Origin of the sequence: Methanosarcina sp., assembly GCF_035390745.1 — an archaeon.
Lineage (GTDB): Archaea > Halobacteriota > Methanosarcinia > Methanosarcinales > Methanosarcinaceae > Methanosarcina.
In genome coordinates this window covers 1-16395 of the sequence record NZ_DAOOUJ010000069.1, presented here as the reverse complement: position 1 = coordinate 16395, position 16395 = coordinate 1, and the positions used below count along the sequence as shown (strand labels likewise).

The following is a 16395-nucleotide window of genomic DNA, read 5'->3' as shown; positions in this document are numbered from 1 at the left end:
AAATGAAAAACACTATTGCAAGAGGAAAAGAAGGTCTTAACCGATGACCAATGAAGTCTCTTCAAATTAGCGGTTTGTTTTTCCAGATCCCGGCGTTTTATTTCTAGCGTGCCATTTTCTGCGTGTTGTTTTCAGCGTTTTATTATGTACAGCCTGATAATGTAGAGGCTTACGACCAGGACAATGAAATTGTACACAGCCGTAAAAATGGGGACATACTGGTATTCAAACCACATGTTGATTACCCTTGTTAAGGAGAAATAAAGCTGGAAAGTTGCCACAAGCAGGAGAAGCATGGCAATCACAAAAACTCCTTTCTTGAAGTTCTCCCCGAGGTCTGATGCCTTTGCCTTTTGTGTTTCAGGTCTGACCTCCTCTTTATTACTGAAATCTTCAGTTTCATTCATCCAAACCGCCTCCTTAGAATTGCTGCCGAACATATCAGGACTGCTGACAGTAACAGGCTGAACCCAGGAGTAGCCCCCTCTTCGGCATAATCCTCTTCAGGAACCATTTCAGGTTCGCCAAGATTTTCGAATTCGCTTGTCTGGATCTTCCTTGTTTTCGTTGCGTCCTCATCCTTAACCTCTATTTCAGGATTAAGCCGGATGTAACCCTCTCCGCGCCTCACGATAGTATCATTATTCCAGATCAGCACTTCGAGAATGTAGTTGTACTGGTCCGGCATTGTCAGGTTGACACTCCGGATAACTGTTGCTTCGGGTTTGATCTCTCCGGTCTGGATCCAGACCTTATCTGCTAGAAGCCCTGCATCCATCTCCCGAACCTTGACAAGCGCACGAAAATCAGAGCTTGTTTCCCTGCCTTCGTTTGTGATATAGATATCACTTTCAACGAGGACCTTTCCATCTTCCACTTTCCTTACCTTGAAATCCATTTCGGAAATCTCAAGCCCTATATCCTGCACATCTGCGGGCAGATAATCCAGGTTGTAAACTTTGATTTCTCCGCTGCTTTTCTGGATATCTTCTTCGAAAAGTACTGAGCGTATGTCATATCCTCCGGTCTTGGGAAGGCTAAGGCTCTGGCTTACTATTTTTGTTTCTCCCTTTTTGAGCTTCCCGAGATTTACTTGCTCCTTAACTTCGAGCAGCCCGCTCTCTGTGCTGTAAACTTTCAAAAGAAGAGAGGTATTTTTCTCTGTGTCTCCCTGGTATTTTTCTATGTATGTTGTAACATTGAGGTCTACAAAAGATGTCCCTGCATGGTCTGCCGAGATGTCCATATCTCTGATGCTGTAATAGCTTTCCTCTTCAAAACTCCGGATGCATCCGCTTCCAGAAGCAAAAAGGAAGATAATGGACATCAAAATTAGTATCCGGGAAGATTTGACACTATATTTTCCCAAGATCTATCCTCCTCCCCATTAATTGTCTTCAAAAGTATATGCTTTTTACTTTCATAGATATTTTTATTTTCTGGAGGGAATAAATGAATGAAAATTATTAATATGAACACATCGATATTCAGAGAAGGGAAAAAATTCTCGGGGCTGGATCATGAGGAGTACACTGTATAGAAAAATTCTGCTTGCAACTGATGGCTCAGAAAGTGCCCGAAAAGCGGCAGATACAGCAATTGAGCTCTCTCGCCTGAGCGGAGCGAAAATTTATGCAGTAAGCGTGATTGACAGGTCGGTTTATTCTTCGGTCCCTGAAGATCTTGATTGGGAAGAGGAAATGTATGACCGGTTCAGGGAACTTGCTGAAGAGGCCGTGTCTTACGTGGAAAAAACTGCAAAAAACGCAGGTCTGGAGGTGGAGCCTGTCCTTCTGGAAGGGCATCCTGCAGACGAAATTGTTAATTTTGCCGAAAAAAACGGAATGGATCTGATTATTGTTGGCTCGCTTGGAAAAAGCGGAATCGAACGTTTCCTGATAGGCAGTGTGTCCGAAAAAATCTTCAGAAACGCAAAAGTTCCGGTACTTGTCGTACGTGCAAAGAGCCAGTAAAAATGATAAAATTCCGGAATATGAGAATACAAACTTAGAAACAACGAATCGAGAACATGAGGGGTAAGTATGGAAAATATTGAGATCAAATCTAAACCGCGAAGACAGATACTGATCGCTACCGATGGCTCGGAGACCGCAAATGAAGCCGCAGATTTCGGGATAGAAATGGTTGGGTGCAGTGGGGCAAAAGTCTATGCCGTATATGTCATTGATACTACACCTTATCGTTCAGTTTCGCTGGATAAAATCTGGTCAAAAGAGACTCTTGAAGAATTCGAGAGAGCAGGGCATGAAGCAACCTCTTATATAGAGAAGATCGGAAAAGCTGCAGGAATAGAAGTTGAGTCCAGAGTTCTTAGAGGAAATCCGGCTGAAAAGATCATAAGTTTTGCAGAGGATAATAATATCGATATGATCATAGTGGGGTCACTCGGAAAAGGCGGATATGAACGTCTTGTACTTGGAAGCGTATCTGAAAAAATAGTAAGGCATGCAAAAATTCCTGTACTGGTTGTCCGGGAAAAGCACAGAAGTGATAAAAAGTTGATACAGGCATAATCTGGTTCTGAACAGAAAATAAAACGATCTGATTCTGCCTGGGGGAAATATGGTAAGAATCAGATCGTAAAATTAAATACTGATTAAAAGGGGTAAACCGGGAGGAAGAGGGGTATGGAGAGAGATCTTTACAAAAAGATCCTTATTGCTACTGACGGATCGGAGAACGGTGCACAGGCAATAAGTGCCGGAATGGAAATCGCAAGGCTAAGCCAGGGAAAAGTCTATGCCCTGTATGTTATTGATGACACATGTTATCCAGCCGGAAAAAGCGACCCGAGATTGAAAACAGCAATGGAAGAGCATTTTAAGACTTTCGGGCTTGAAATGACGGCGGCAGTCGAAGAAGCTGCAAAAGCAGCAGGTGTTGACGTAGAATTCGTAATCCGGGAAGGGCATCCGGCTGAAAAAATCCTTAGCTTTGCAGAAAAACATGCAGTTGATATGATTGTCGTGGGCTCGCTCGGAAAAACCGATGCTGAACGCTTCCTTCTCGGAAGCGTATCCGAAAAGGTAGTAAGGAATGCAGAGGTTCCGGTGCTGGTCGTGCACGGGAAGAGACAATGAAAAGCACTAAAGCCGTTGAACACGGATGAGCCAATTCCAATTTTCCGGATTTTATTTTTTTAAGTAATTCAGTTGCCAGCCACGAGGTTAAAGAACATAAATTGGTAACAATAAGCTGAGTTCTGGTATTGGCTCAATAATAAATCCAGAATACGAGGGGGATAGTATGGGAGAGAATAATGAAAAATTTACACCACAAAAAATTCTGATAGCTACGGATGGTTCAGAAGCCTCCGAAAGAGCAGCGGATTTCGGGATAGATACTTTGAAATTTGAGGGGGCAAAGGTCTATGCCGTATATGTCATTGATACAGGTTCTTATGGCTCAGTTCCAGTGGACAAGAAGAAGTTTAAAAAAATAGAGCAGCTTGAGGAAACAGGGCATAAAGCAACCTCTTATGTCGAGAAAAAGGCAAAAGCTGCAGGAATGGAAGTCGAATCCGTAGTGCTTCAAGGAAATCCGGCAGAAGAAATTGTGGATTTTGCAGAAGAAGAGAGAGTTGACATGATTGTCGTAGGCTCTCTTGGAAAAAGCGGAATCAAACGTTTTATGCTTGGGAGTGTATCCGAAAAAGTTGTAAGACGTGCAAAAATCCCTGTTCTGGTTGTCAGGGGACAAAAAGAAGAAAAGCCGTACAAACAAATTTTGATCGCTGCTGACTGCTCAAAAGGTACTGAAAAAGCAGTGGATTTCGGGATAGAAATTGCGAAGTTAAATGGGGCAAAAGTCTATGCCGTACATGTCATCGATCCAGTTTTTAATGACTTAATGGAAGAAGCGTGGGCAGAAGAAGCGTACAAGCAGTTTAAGAAAATTGGCCGTGAAGCAGTATCTCATGTTGAGGAAAAGGCAAAAGCTGCCGGAGTGAAAGTTGAATCCGTAGTACTCGAAGGGAACCCGGCGGAAGAAATTGTGGACTTTGCAGAAGAACAAAAAGTTGACATGATTGTTGTGGGCTCGCTTGGAAAAAGCGGATATGAACAGTTCGCGATTGGAAGCGTATCTGCAAAAGTCTTAAGGAATGCAAAAGTCCCGGTACTTATCGTACACGATATCTATGAATTTGTCGAGCTTTTCCGCCGTTGCCAGAAGAGTGAAGAAGTCCTGACACCTGTAGCGGGCGAGAAAGAACAGTGAAAAAAAAACGGACCCGACATGAGAGAGCCACAGCGAGAGGATACTTTATGAAACGAAATCCTTACAGAAAAATTCTACTTGCAACCGACGGTTCGGAAAACTCAAAAAGTGCAGCCTGCTCCGGGCTTGAAATTGCAAAAAGTACCGGCGCTGAGGTCTATGCCGTATATGTTGCAGGTATTTCCTGCTGTTCTCCGATTATGCCTGAAAGTTATGACTGGGAGATAGGAAAAGAGGGAAGCGAAGCCGTTGCTGAGATAGAGGAAATGGGAAAGGAAATCGGTGTCAAGATAAATCCAGTCCTTCTTCAGGGGCACCCTGCCCAGGAAATCCTGGACTTTGCGGAGAAAAACGATATTGATATGATTGTGATGGGGACACAGGGAAAAGCCGGAATCGACAGGTTTCTGCTTGGAGGGGTTACGGAAAAGGTAGTAAGGCATGCAAAAGCCGAAGTGCTGGTCGTGCGTGCGCCCTGCCCCTGAAAAGGAAATTAATTTTCAGTCATTTCCTTTTCACTGGGCTTCCGCAGTGTCCACATTCAACCATGGTGCACGGGACTCCTGATTGGTGAGGCGTTTCAAACCCACACAGAGGGCAGACGCACAGCCCTCCGGGGCCTCATGAAGCTTTTCTCCTGCCCCTGCACCTTTCTTTATTTTCGCTGCTTCTGCCTATCCCGGGCCCTGACCTGCAGGACCGGTACCGTCTCCACCAGGCATCTGTAAGTTTCTCCTCAGTAAGTTATCTTCTATTCAAAGTCTGCATATGGTTTATATATATGTATCAACCTCCGAGAGGCAATTACCCAAAAACAGTCCAAAACGGTCCAGATTAGTTTTTCAGTCAGGTTTTAACTTATGCATTCTGAAAAGCACCCAAAAATTCCAAGCGACCCGGCATTTGATGTCGTAAAAAAAAGCTTCTGCTGGCTTTCCACCCAGAAAATTGAATCAGTAAAGGAACTTGCCAGTACAGTGTCAGCTCATGCTTTATGGGGACTCAAGAACCCTTACGTTACAAATCTAATCCTTAAAATGAAATTCGACTCCTGGAACTCATCAATAAGAAATACAGCAAGAGCATGTTCAGCCCTTTCGGCTGAAGGAATTATATTCAAAGCGCCGGAAAAGTGGCTGCTTTCCATGAAAAAAGAAGGCTCATGGAACGAAGACGTCTATGATACTGCATACAGTCTGGGGGCTCTTGCTGACATGGAAATTTCGGACAGAGAAGGCTGTGACTGGTTATATGAAAACTACGGTCCCGCATGGGAACAGGTCGGCACCACTTCCCTTATAATTTCAGCCCTCAAAAAACAGGAAAATCTGACTGACAACAGGGATTTTGAAGAATTTATCCGCGAAAGAGCTGAATGGATCCTTTCAAAAAGAGAGCAGGATGGAGGCTGGAAGCATATTTCTACAAGCAACCTGGCAATTCAGGCACTGATCCTTGCGGGCTTCAAGAACGAACTTGAAATTTCCATTCACTGGCTCCTCGGAAAAGTAAGGGAAAGCGGAGCCTGGGGAAATAAAGAAGACGACATAAACGCAACCGCCCTTTCTCTGAGCACACTGGGAATGTACGAAAAATCATAAACAGGAAAACTTGATTTATTCGTTGTCCATTTTACTTTTTCCCGGGGGCTTTTATTCGCCTCTTTCATTAAGATTTTTCGATAGAATTCCTGGAACTATTTTACTTTTAAATATTTTATCGACATCTGCCTGCGTAAACTATTTTCCAAAAACTATAAATTCGACCACGAATTCGGATAATTTATCACCAATAAACATATATATCAAATAATATTATTTTATTAATCAACTAAGATTGCTATAGAGAAAGAAAACAACAAGGGATTTTTATTCTGTTTTGTCAAGGAGGAAACCTGATCATGTAGATCGAATGGACTCTAAATCCGTTCAGCCGGGTTAGATTCCCGGGGTTTCCGCCACGTTTCTGAATCCCGGAATGGCACTTGCATAACATTCCACTGAGATTTTTTTGTAGATTCAGGAAGGGCTTTCCAGAGCCTATGAACTGTTTCTATCTCCTGGGATATCCATCTCTTTTCCGGGTAGCTGTCAGCAATTGCTGGCTCCACGCTTATGTTCTGTAAGCCGGGATTCTGAATACTGTTCTTGGAAATATCCGGGTTTTAGTTCACCGAGGGGTAACACTATGGATAAAAAACCACTAAGCACTCTGATATCTGCAACCGGGCTCTGGATGTCCAGGACCGGAACAATTCATAAAATCAAAAACCACGAAGTCTCACGAAGTAAGATCTTTATCGAAATGGCATGTGGGGACAGTCTTGTTGTAAACAACTCCAGGAGCAGCAGGACCGCAAGAGCGCTCAGGCACCACAAATATAAAAAGACCTGCAGACGCTGCAGGGTTTCGGATGAGGATATCAATAAGTTCCTCACAAAGGCAAGCGAAGCTCAGACCAGCGTGAAAGTAAAGGTAGTTTCCGCTCCCACCAGAACTAAAAAGGCAATGCCAAAATCCATCGCAAGAGCTCCAAAACCTCTTGAAACTACGGCAGCGGTACAGGCTCCATCTTCTGAACATCAATCAGCACCTGCCGCACCGGTTTCAGGATCAGCATCTGTTTCTACATCATCACCGATTTCAGCTTCAGCAGCAAGCTCTCCTTCGGCAGCGCCTGCATTGTCAAAGGAAATGGCAAGCCCTGCGGCTACTGCAGCCCCTGTTCAGGAAAGTGCTCCTGCGCTTACGAGGAGCCAGATTGACAGGCTTGAAGGTCTGTTAAGCCCGAAAGACGAGATTTCTTTGAACTCCGGAACACCTTTCAGGGAGCTTGAGTCACAGCTGCTTTCCAGGAGAAAAAAAGACCTGCAGCAAATCTATGCGGAAGAGCGGGAAAATTATCTGGGAAAACTCGAACGCGATATTACGAAATTCTTCGTTGAAAGGGGTTTTCTGGAAATCAAGTCCCCGATTCTGATCCCTGCAGAATATGTTGAAAGGATGGGCATTAACGAGGACAAGGAACTTTCAAAGCAGATCTTCAGGGTTGATAAGAACTTCTGCCTGAGGCCCATGCTTGCCCCTAATCTTTACAACTACCTGCGCAAGCTTGACAGAGTCCTTCCTGACCCGATAAAGATCTTCGAGATAGGCCCCTGCTACAGGAAGGAGTCTGACGGCAAAGAGCACCTGGAAGAGTTTACCATGCTGAACTTCTGCCAGATGGGGTCAGGCTGCACACGGGAAAACCTTGAAAGCATAATCACGGACTTCCTGAACCATCTTGGAATTGATTTTGAAATCGTAGGGGATTCCTGCATGGTCTATGGGGATACCCTTGATGTAATGCACGGAGACCTCGAACTTTCCTCTGCAGTTGTTGGTCCCATACCTCTTGACAGGGAATGGGGCATTGATAAGCCGTGGATAGGGGCAGGTTTTGGGCTCGAGCGCCTGCTGAAAGTCATGCACGACTTCAAGAATATTAAGAGAGCCGCGAGGTCTGAATCTTATTATAACGGGATATCCACTAACCTGTAAACCTGAATCCCATAAAAATGGCATTAAGGGGTCACGGAACACAGGAAAAAAGATATCAGAATTGAAAAAAAGGCGATAAATGGCGATATAACTGGAAATAATAGAAGACCGCAGTCCCGGAACTTTAAAATGGCAAACTGATTCGGAAGATCCGGTCTGAAAAACTGAAGGAAGGCTGTAAGGATGGAAAAATTGTAAATCTATGAGAGGGTGAAATTTTGATTCAAAAAATGGCAACCGAGGAGCTTGATAGGCTCGGAGAGAAAGTAATTGAAGGCTTTGAACTGTCTGACGATGACCTGAGGTCTCTTCTTTCCCTTGAATCCGAAGAGGAGCTGGAGAAGCTTTACTGCGCAGCTCAAAAGGTCAGAAACCATTATTTCGGCAACAGGGTGTTCCTGAACTGTTTCATCTATTTTTCGACTTATTGTAAAAACCAGTGCGCATTTTGCTATTACAACTGCAAAAACGAAATTAACCGCTACCGCCTGACCGGAGAAGAGGTTAAAGAGATGTGTAAAGCCCTGAAAGGAGCAGGCTTTCACATGATTGACCTGACAATGGGAGAAGATCCCTATTACTATGATGAGCCGGACCGCTTTGTTGAGCTTGTCCAGACAGTAAAGGAGGAACTTGGGCTTCCAATAATGATTTCTCCGGGAGTGATGGATAATGACACTCTTCTCAAAGCCAGGGAAAAAGGGGCAAATTTCTTCGCTCTTTACCAGGAAACCTATGACCGCAAACTTTATGAAAAGCTCAGGGTCGGGCAGTCTTTCGAAGGAAGGTTTAACGCCCGCAGGTTTGCAAAACAGCAGGGATACTGTATAGAAGACGGGATCCTTACCGGCGTAGGAAACGATATTGAATCAACTCTCATATCCCTGAAAGGAATGAAAGCAAACGATCCGGACATGGTAAGGGTCATGACATTCCTCCCTCAGGAAGGAACCCCGCTTGAAGATTTCAAAGATAATTCAAAGCTTTCGGAACTGAAGATTATAGCAATTCTCAGGCTTATGTTCCCGAAATGCCTTATCCCGGCTTCCCTTGACCTGGAAGGTATTGACGGCATGGTGCACCGTTTAAACGCCGGAGCAAATATTGTAACCTCTATTCTCCCTCCCGATTCCCGGTTAGAAGGGGTTGCCAACTACGACCGCGGCATGGAAGAGAGAGACAGGGATATTACAAGCGTTGTCAAAAGGCTGGAGGTCATGGGAATGGAACCTGCCCCGCAGGCTGAGTTTGAGAGAGTCCTGGGGTGCTAGCCTGAAAACCATATGCCTTATCGGCGGGAAACTCCAGGGCTTCGAGGCTGCATACCTCTCTAAGAAAGCAGGAATGAAAGTGCTTGTGGTAGACAAAAACCCGCAGGCACTCATAAGGAACTATGCAGATGAGTTCCGTTGTTTTGATGTAACAAAAGAGCCGGAAAAACTCCTCGATATCTCAAAAAGTGTTGACGCCATACTGCCGGTAAATGAAAACCTGGAGTGCATCGAGTTTTTGAGTACAATAAAAGAAAAATTCTCCTGCCCGGTACTTTTTGATTTCGATGCTTACTGGATTAGCAGGGATAAGAGAAAATCAAAAGAATACTTTGCATCCATTGGAATCCCTACCCCTAAGGATAAACCATCCGAGCCCCCTTATTTTGTAAAGCCTCCCTGCGAAAGCAGCAGTGTTGGAGCGAGAATTATCTACGATAGTGAAGAGCTTGAAAAACTTGGACCTGGCATGCTTATTGAAGAATATGTGGAAGGAGAAGTGGTTTCCCTTGAGGTTATAGGAGATGGAAACCATTTTGCCGTGGTTAAAGAAACCCTTGTGCATATTGATGAAACCTATGACTGCCATATGGTAACCCCCCTCCCTCTCGACCCCTCCTTCAGAGAGATATCTTATTCCCTGGCAGCAAACCTGCCCTTAAAGGGCATTATGGACGTGGAGGCAATTTCCGGCCCTAAGGGGCTGAAGGTTATTGAAATTGATGCTCGTTTCCCGAGCCAGACTCCTACTGCAGTCTATTATTCTTCCGGGGTTAACCTTATAGAACTTCTTTTCCGAGCCTTTACAGAGGGTGTAGAGGAAATCAAAACTCTTCCTGAAGACAGGTACTGCATTTATGAACACCTCATGCTTGCAGAAAATGGAGACCTTGTCCCTGTGGGGGAACAGGTACTTTCAATGGGAAATGATTACGGTAAATATTATGAAGAGCCCGGTATCGAGATTTTTTTGTGTAAAGGAGAAGATCCTGTATTCACCCTGGTTTTCTGGGGCAGGGATAGAGAAGAAGCCGGGGCTAAAAAGAGAAAAGGGCTTTCGATCCTGAAAGACAATTTCGGAGCAGCCGTTTAACGCAGATAAAATTCTTAAAATTTTTCAAAATAGAAAACAGAGGTAAAAAAATGGCACTTTTAACCCCAGAAGACCTGAAAAATATTAACAAGCAGCTTCAAGAAGCTGATTCCGCAGTAAGGAGAGTTACAGGGCTCGACATAAAAGGGATCTGTAAGGACTTTTACGGCACAACCCCATGCTGTGAAAAGGTAGGTATCGTACCTGTAACTTCAGGAAACGGAATCATAGGAAGCTTCTCGGAATCTCTGCATGCAATTACCGAGTATTTCGGGTTTGACAGTTTCGTGACGGATATGCCTGACGTTAGCGGGTATTATGAGGCGGTGAAGAACGGAGCCCAGATCATCCTTATGGCAGATGACAATACCTTCCTTGCCCACAACCTGAAAAATGGAAAAATCGCCAATAACCAGCCCTGCACAGGCATAATCTATGCTGAAATAGCTTCAAGATACCTGAAAGCCGACTCAAAAGATGTGCTTGCTGTGGGCCTCGGAAAAGTGGGTTTTCCTGGAGTAGCACACCTTGTACATAAGGGTTTCAGGGTTTACGGATACGATGCAGACAGAGCCCTTCTCGAAAAGACAGTTTCCAGCCTTGGGATTATTCCTTTTGATCCTGTTAATCCCGACAGCCCCAGAAAGTTCTCCATTATTTTCGAAGCGACTCCCTGTGCGGATACAATTCCTGAATCCGTGATTTCGGAAAACTGTGTGATTTCCACCCCCGGAATTCCCTGTGCAATCTCAAAGGAGCTGCAAAAGAAGTATGGAGTTGAACTTGTAATGGAACCCCTGGGACTGGGAACGGCATCCATGCTGTATTCCGTACTCTGAATATGTATGAGTCAAAACTCTATGGAAAAGAGCAAAAATACACAAAAGAGTAAAAATATATAGGATATACACAAAGCTGGGGGCAAGCTGCCCCCATTTGTCGAAAATATGGATGTGAAAAAACATCAAATCAGGAATAAAAACAATAGTTCTTCACTGATTAGATGAGTGCTTCACTGATTAGATGAGTGCTTCACTGATTAGATGATTTATTTTGTTCAATATACCGATCCTTAGCTTCCTGGATTACCCTGAGTGCTTCTTCAAGATCCTTCCAGCCGTGGACCACCACGTCTTTGCGTTCTAAGTTTTTATAAGTTTCAAAGAAATGCGTGATTTCTTTTAGCAAATGAGGGGGAACCTGTTTAATTGTTTTTATATAATTCCATAGTGGATCCCTCTTCGGGACACATAGTATCTTTTCATCTCTTCCTTTATCATCTTCCATATCAAGCAATGCAACGGGATGTACGTCTATTACACATCCAGGAAATGTAGGTTCCCACATCAATACCATGGCATCCAGAGGGTCACCGTCAAGTGCCAGGGTATTCGGGAAAAAGCCGTAATCACATGGATATACGATTGAAGAAAAAAGCATTCTGTCGAATTTAATGACTTTCCTTTCCTTATCGTACTCATACTTATTCCGACTTCCTTGTGGAATTTCTATAAGTACACTTTCAACCTGTCTTTCAGTCATATCAATACTTCCTACATATCGAACTCATCCAAAAACTGGTTTAATTTTATTATTGCTGTTAAACCGTTCGTCTAAAGACTAATTAATGTTTTGTAAGAGTTCCCAGGCGATATCCGGATGATTTCCTGATAAAGCTGTTCATACGGATAGGTACAAGATATATAAACTAGTGACCTGAAGCCATAAAGATGGAAATACCTTATAAGGTACAATTTGTTGAAATGATATACAAATTCATCAGCTCTTAAGTAAACAGGGTCTTCCTATTGTTATTTATGTAAATATAATGAAACAGATCCCCAATAAAAACCATTGGTTATATAGGATAATTTTGTTTTGAGATATATAATTTCGACGCAATATTAGTTCAGGGCAGGGTCAAAGAATTTGCACTTTAACTAAAAATTAAAATTAAATAAAAAAGAAACAATGAGGTAATCCTGAGCTCCCCGAGTTCCGTCTCGGGAGGACGGTGTCCTTCCCGAGTTTCGCTTCGGGAGCACGAGGTCTGTTTCGCTTCGCTCAAGCAGACTTTATAAGTGGGATTTGTACTTTCTCAAGACTAAGTAAATATGAATAATGATGAAGAAAAATTGTGAGATTCTCAATGATAAGGGAATAATAAACAAAAAAAGAAATGGGATAAAAAAATCCCTTAAGTCTTATTTTGCTTTGATTTTGAGTTTTGTAATATCAATAGCGTTTTCAGGGCAGACGCTGACACAGCGGCGGCAGCTTGTTCCAAGGCATTTCTGGCTGTCGTATTTTGCGATTCTTATCCCATCGGTATCGGTGATTTCAAGGGCGCTTTCAGGGCATTCTTCAACGCATTTCTGGCAGTAAATGCATTTCTCTACAGGGACTTCGAGGATTATGCCTATTTCTTTCAGGATGGCAAGCCCGCCGACTCCTACCTGCTCTATATCCTTACTGACCCTTTTTTCTATGCTGGCGTGTTCGAGAGTTTTAGGGAGTTTAGGCAGCCCGTAGAGTTCAAGCATCTGGTCGTACGCTTCGAGGGGCATTCCCATGGTCCAGTAAGAAAGTTCACAGAGGTAGAATTGGTTGAAAGTCTCACTGGTTGCCATCATCAGATGGTCGGCAGTGATCTTTTTTGCAACCTCGATAACATCATCAAGCCTGGACCTGTTAAGCACAAGTTCCCTCGCAAGGGCAAGAGAGGTATTTCCGAACTGGACTATTTTTTTTGCATAGCCCGGCGCGGCTCCGAGCCTGCGGGCATCTTCGGCATCCACATAAGCTCCAGAAGCTCCTGACATATATGCGTACTCAAGCTCCTCGTAATTAATCCCTGATTCAACTATAAGGGTCATGTGAGCAGCACGAATAGCACCTATGGCTTTTCCGGCTTCCTCAACATCCTTTTCAGTGATTTCGATCCCTGGGCCAAGGATCAGTTTTCCATTGGGGAGTTTGGGGGGCTTTTCAATCAGCCCGTTTCTCAGAGCAAGGGAAAAAGCCGAGATAACTCCTGTCCCTGTAATGCCGGCAACCTCATACCCGCTGGACTCTTTTATTTCGCCGGTTACCGGGTTGATAAGGTAAGCGTCCTGTTTTTCCATCTCCTTATCGAGCACCATAATTCTCCAGTATTCGCCCTGAGGCTTTACATCACAGATTGCTCCGGGGCTTGCAAGCATGCCCGAACTTATGCCCTGCCCTTCAATAGCAGGACCTGCTGCAGCACTTGCCGTTATTATCCGGTCGCCGACTTTAAGAGCCATTTCTGCATTTGTCCCGTAATCGGTCACAAGCGCAGGTTCGGACTGAATAAGAAAATCGGTTTCTAGCATCATGGCAAGGGCGTCAGCCCCGATCTCGTGTTTGATTGCCGGAGGTACAATTATTTCGCAATCTGGAAGAAAGTCGCCCCCGAAAAGTTCTGAGGCTGGAAATACACGGGCATCTCGTTTTACATTCTGGACTCCAAGCATTTTCTGCTTGTTTTCCCCCGCGTATGCAAGGTCCCTAATCTCAATATTTTGAAAAAGAGAAAGCTGGATAGGGTTCCCGCAGACCGCAAGCCTTTCTACTTTTGAGAGGTCTGCATCAAATTTCAGGAACATCCTCCTGATGGTTTCGATAATTACTCCGTGAGCCACATCCTCCCCTGTTGTGATTGCAAAGTCCAGGTGGTCCATAACGTTTCCTCCTGGAAGGGGGTGACCCATGGTTATGACTGTTTTTAAGGTTTTATTTGTTTCAAGGTCGATAATCTGGGCTCTAAAACCGCTGGTACCCAGGTCAAGTGCGATTCCGTACATTTTTTAGATCCTCCGGAAGTATCATATCAAGGAGTCCCGGCACCATGGACTTCCCCGAAAAAGAATGGGATATTAAGAATTGCTTCTTCTAATTCGATGAAGGGAAAAGAATAGAATATTTTTATTACTTATACAATATTTAAGCTATTCCTCTCGATTTTCCGTAGACTTACCTTTTTATAAAGTCTGGAGAAGAATTCAGACGTTATCACCAGATGTGACCATACTCTAGAGGAATTAACCTTAGTTAAACCCCGAGCCTCTACATACATTAAAGTTTCCCCTGAAAAAAGCATTCAAAAACAAATTTACTTGTTTTAAGGAAATTTTCAGCCGTTTCCGAGGGATTAATTGATAAATTTTTATAATATAATCTTTAATTAAGGAATAATAATACATATTTATTTATAGTATGGGTTTTTGAACTTACGGCTGTCTATAGAACTTAGAGAGGGATTATAGATGACAAAATACACACCAAAAGAAAGATTATACCGTGCATTGAGGAAACAGCCAGTAGACAGAATGCCTGCTGTTTGTTTCACACAGACTGCAACTGTCGAACAGATGGAAGCCTGCGGAGCCTTCTGGCCTGAAGCCCATGCGGACGCACAAAAAATGGCAACACTTGCGGAAGCAGCACACACAGTAGTTGGCTTTGAGGCAGTAAGAGTTCCTTTTGACATTACGGCAGAAGCTGAACTTTTTGGCTGCGGAATAAAGGCTGGCGACCTGAAGCAGCAGCCTTCTGTGATAAAGCACAGCGTCAAGAACCTGGAAGACATAGAAAAGATAAAGGACTACAGCCTGAATACAGGCAGAATAGGCGTAATCCTTGAAGCCGTGAAGATCCTTTCAGAGAAATACGGAAAAGAACTCCCGATTATAGGGTCAATGATAGGTCCTTTCTCCCTTGCCCAGCACATCAATGGAGACGCCTGGTTTGGAAACCTTTTCACAGGTGAGGACATCGTCCCTGCACTTCTGGATTTCTGCTCGGATTTCAATGTAGCTTATGCAAAAGCAATGGTTGAGAATGGAGCAGATACAATAGCCATTATTGACCCTACAGCAAGCTATGAGCTTATCGGCGGGGAATTCTATGAGAAATATGCCCTTCCATACCAGAAAAAGATCGCTGATGCCATGAAGGAGCTTGATGTCGGCACAGTTCTCCACATCTGCGGAAATACAACTAACGGCCTTTCAATCATGGATAAGACCGGCGTAAACGCCATCAGCGTGGACCAGAGAGTAGATATCAAGACCGCAACAGGCAATGTTGAAAATGCCATCATCGTCGGGAACCTTGACCCTGTAGCTGTACTCTGGAACGGAACCCCTGATGATGTCGCAGCAGCTTCTAAGAAAGTACTCGACGCAGGTGTAGGGCTGCTCACAGTTGGCTGCGGAATTGTCAGCATGACTCCAACTGCCAACCTCCAGAAAATGGTTGAGTGCGCTAAAAACCACAAGTACTGAGCAATGTGCTTGATAAATATTTCAGATCTTAAAATCCTTTAAACCAGACAGCCGGCTTCAAGCCGGCTTATTTTTTGGATTCTCTTTTTTTACTTTCATTTGTCCCGTAATTTGCCTGGAATGGATCTGGAAGTCAAAGGCAACTGAAATTTAAGAGAACTCCAGGGGTCATATACCTGAGATATATATTTTTCCCTTATCATTCTTGAAGCGGGCATTTCAGGAAAAAAAGGAGTAGAAAATACAATTTTTTGACGCTACAATATGAAAAAACCATCAATGAAAATAATCTATAATAATATATAATTAAGAAATATGGTATTCGTTTATATACTAGAATTTCCATTTTCTTTTTAGGAATTGCATCTGAATGTTCAGGACAATTCCAGGCAGTTCCAGCAGGTATACTGTTGGGAAATTTGGGATATGAGTGCTAGTTCGACTGGGAAATGAATTTGCAGTCTCCAGCAAAATTCCCGGTAGCAGTGTAAGGAGAAAAGGAATTATTCACAAAGACCCCGAAAATAGGGTAAGAAATGGCAAATGGCAGTGAATAATTTCAGTTATAGGCATCAAGAATATTGCGAGGGCATCCCCCACGCCTAATGGCAAAATAAAAGGCGCAGGGCTTGCAACATGAATGAAGAACCCCATGCAAACGCTTTTTTTACCTAGCGGAGCTTGGGCTTATGTTCAGCATGAACCTTTGCAAGATCCGTTGTCTATTGTAGACCTTTACGCATTGTACTTCCCGACGATACTGCATAGAAAAGCCAGTTTCGACAGAAACGGAGGATTAAAAAAATGGCAAACCAAGAGATGTTTGACAAGTTACGCGACGCGATCGTAAATCAGAACGTCACGGGCATTGCAAAATTAACTCAGGAAGCCCTTGATGCGGGAATTCCAGCTATTGATATTATTACAAAGGGCCTTTCCG

General features: G+C 43.7%; 16 protein-coding genes. 12 read left to right on the top strand and 4 right to left on the bottom strand.

The features are described from left to right. Positions 1–131: 131 nt before the first annotated feature. Together PLL47_RS12920 and PLL47_RS12915 are read right to left on the bottom strand one after the other, a co-directional pair. Positions 132–407 (bottom strand): DUF8060 family membrane protein, encoded by a 276-nt coding sequence (locus tag PLL47_RS12920; RefSeq protein ID WP_324446720.1) that lies wholly within the window; start codon positions 405–407, stop codon positions 132–134. Then, positions 404–1369 carry a DUF7490 domain-containing protein gene (locus PLL47_RS12915; protein WP_324446718.1) on the bottom strand — a complete coding sequence of 322 codons (966 nt, stop codon included), beginning with the start codon at positions 1367–1369 and terminating at the stop codon, positions 404–406. The genes PLL47_RS12920 and PLL47_RS12915 overlap by 4 nt, the downstream gene beginning before the upstream one ends. Before the next feature lie 151 nt (positions 1370–1520). On the opposite strand from PLL47_RS12915, the gene PLL47_RS12910 reads away from it, so the two are divergent. From PLL47_RS12910 to pylD, 10 genes are all read left to right on the top strand, one after another. Beyond that, complete coding sequence (locus PLL47_RS12910) at positions 1521–1973, top strand: universal stress protein (RefSeq protein WP_324446716.1); 453 nt, start codon at positions 1521–1523, stop codon at positions 1971–1973. A 69-nt stretch (positions 1974–2042) separates the two neighbouring features. Beyond that, positions 2043–2534 (top strand): universal stress protein, encoded by a 492-nt coding sequence (locus PLL47_RS12905; protein WP_324446714.1) that lies wholly within the window; start codon positions 2043–2045, stop codon positions 2532–2534. A 114-nt stretch (positions 2535–2648) separates the two neighbouring features. Further along, complete coding sequence (locus PLL47_RS12900) at positions 2649–3101, top strand: universal stress protein (RefSeq protein WP_324446712.1); 453 nt, start codon at positions 2649–2651, stop codon at positions 3099–3101. A gap of 166 nt (positions 3102–3267) precedes the next feature. After that, positions 3268–4239 carry a universal stress protein gene (locus PLL47_RS12895; protein ID WP_324446710.1) on the top strand — a complete coding sequence of 324 codons (972 nt, stop codon included), beginning with the start codon at positions 3268–3270 and terminating at the stop codon, positions 4237–4239. Positions 4240–4286: 47 nt separating this feature from the next. Further along, on the top strand, positions 4287–4724 hold the full coding sequence (locus tag PLL47_RS12890; protein WP_324446708.1) for a universal stress protein: 438 nt from the start codon (positions 4287–4289) through the stop codon (positions 4722–4724). Positions 4725–5099: 375 nt separating this feature from the next. Further along, positions 5100–5840: a prenyltransferase/squalene oxidase repeat-containing protein gene (locus PLL47_RS12885; RefSeq protein ID WP_324446706.1), complete on the top strand. Its 741-nt coding sequence runs from the start codon at positions 5100–5102 to the stop codon at positions 5838–5840. A gap of 586 nt (positions 5841–6426) precedes the next feature. Beyond that, positions 6427–7782 carry a pyrrolysine--tRNA(Pyl) ligase gene (gene pylS, locus PLL47_RS12880; RefSeq protein ID WP_324446705.1) on the top strand — a complete coding sequence of 452 codons (1356 nt, stop codon included), beginning with the start codon at positions 6427–6429 and terminating at the stop codon, positions 7780–7782. A gap of 218 nt (positions 7783–8000) precedes the next feature. Next, positions 8001–9053: a methylornithine synthase PylB gene (gene pylB / locus PLL47_RS12875; protein ID WP_324446703.1), complete on the top strand. Its 1053-nt coding sequence runs from the start codon at positions 8001–8003 to the stop codon at positions 9051–9053. Beyond that, a complete protein-coding gene (gene pylC / locus PLL47_RS12870) occupies positions 9031–10146 on the top strand; it encodes a 3-methylornithine--L-lysine ligase PylC (RefSeq protein ID WP_324446701.1) in 1116 nt (371 codons plus the stop codon). The genes pylB and pylC overlap by 23 nt, the downstream gene beginning before the upstream one ends. A 50-nt stretch (positions 10147–10196) precedes the next feature. Next, positions 10197–10985 (top strand): 3-methylornithyl-N6-L-lysine dehydrogenase PylD, encoded by a 789-nt coding sequence (pylD, locus tag PLL47_RS12865; protein WP_324446699.1) that lies wholly within the window; start codon positions 10197–10199, stop codon positions 10983–10985. A 193-nt stretch (positions 10986–11178) separates the two neighbouring features. On the opposite strand, the gene PLL47_RS12860 is transcribed toward pylD, so the two are convergent. Both PLL47_RS12860 and PLL47_RS12855 read right to left on the bottom strand, forming a co-directional pair. Next, positions 11179–11688, bottom strand: a complete 510-nt coding sequence (locus tag PLL47_RS12860) for an inorganic diphosphatase (protein ID WP_324446697.1) — start codon at positions 11686–11688, stop codon at positions 11179–11181. 662 nt (positions 11689–12350) lie between these two features. Then, complete coding sequence (locus PLL47_RS12855) at positions 12351–13973, bottom strand: methylamine methyltransferase corrinoid protein reductive activase (protein ID WP_324446695.1); 1623 nt, start codon at positions 13971–13973, stop codon at positions 12351–12353. A gap of 462 nt (positions 13974–14435) precedes the next feature. Between PLL47_RS12855 and mtbA the strand changes: the two genes are divergently transcribed. Then, the gene (mtbA, locus tag PLL47_RS12850; protein ID WP_324446693.1) at positions 14436–15455 is read left to right on the top strand and encodes a methylcobamide:CoM methyltransferase MtbA; all 1020 of its coding nucleotides are present in this window, start codon (positions 14436–14438) and stop codon (positions 15453–15455) included. A gap of 804 nt (positions 15456–16259) precedes the next feature. After that, positions 16260–16395, top strand: a 136-nt coding sequence (locus PLL47_RS12845; protein ID WP_324446722.1) for a B12-binding domain-containing protein, incomplete at its 3' end; no start/stop codon positions are given.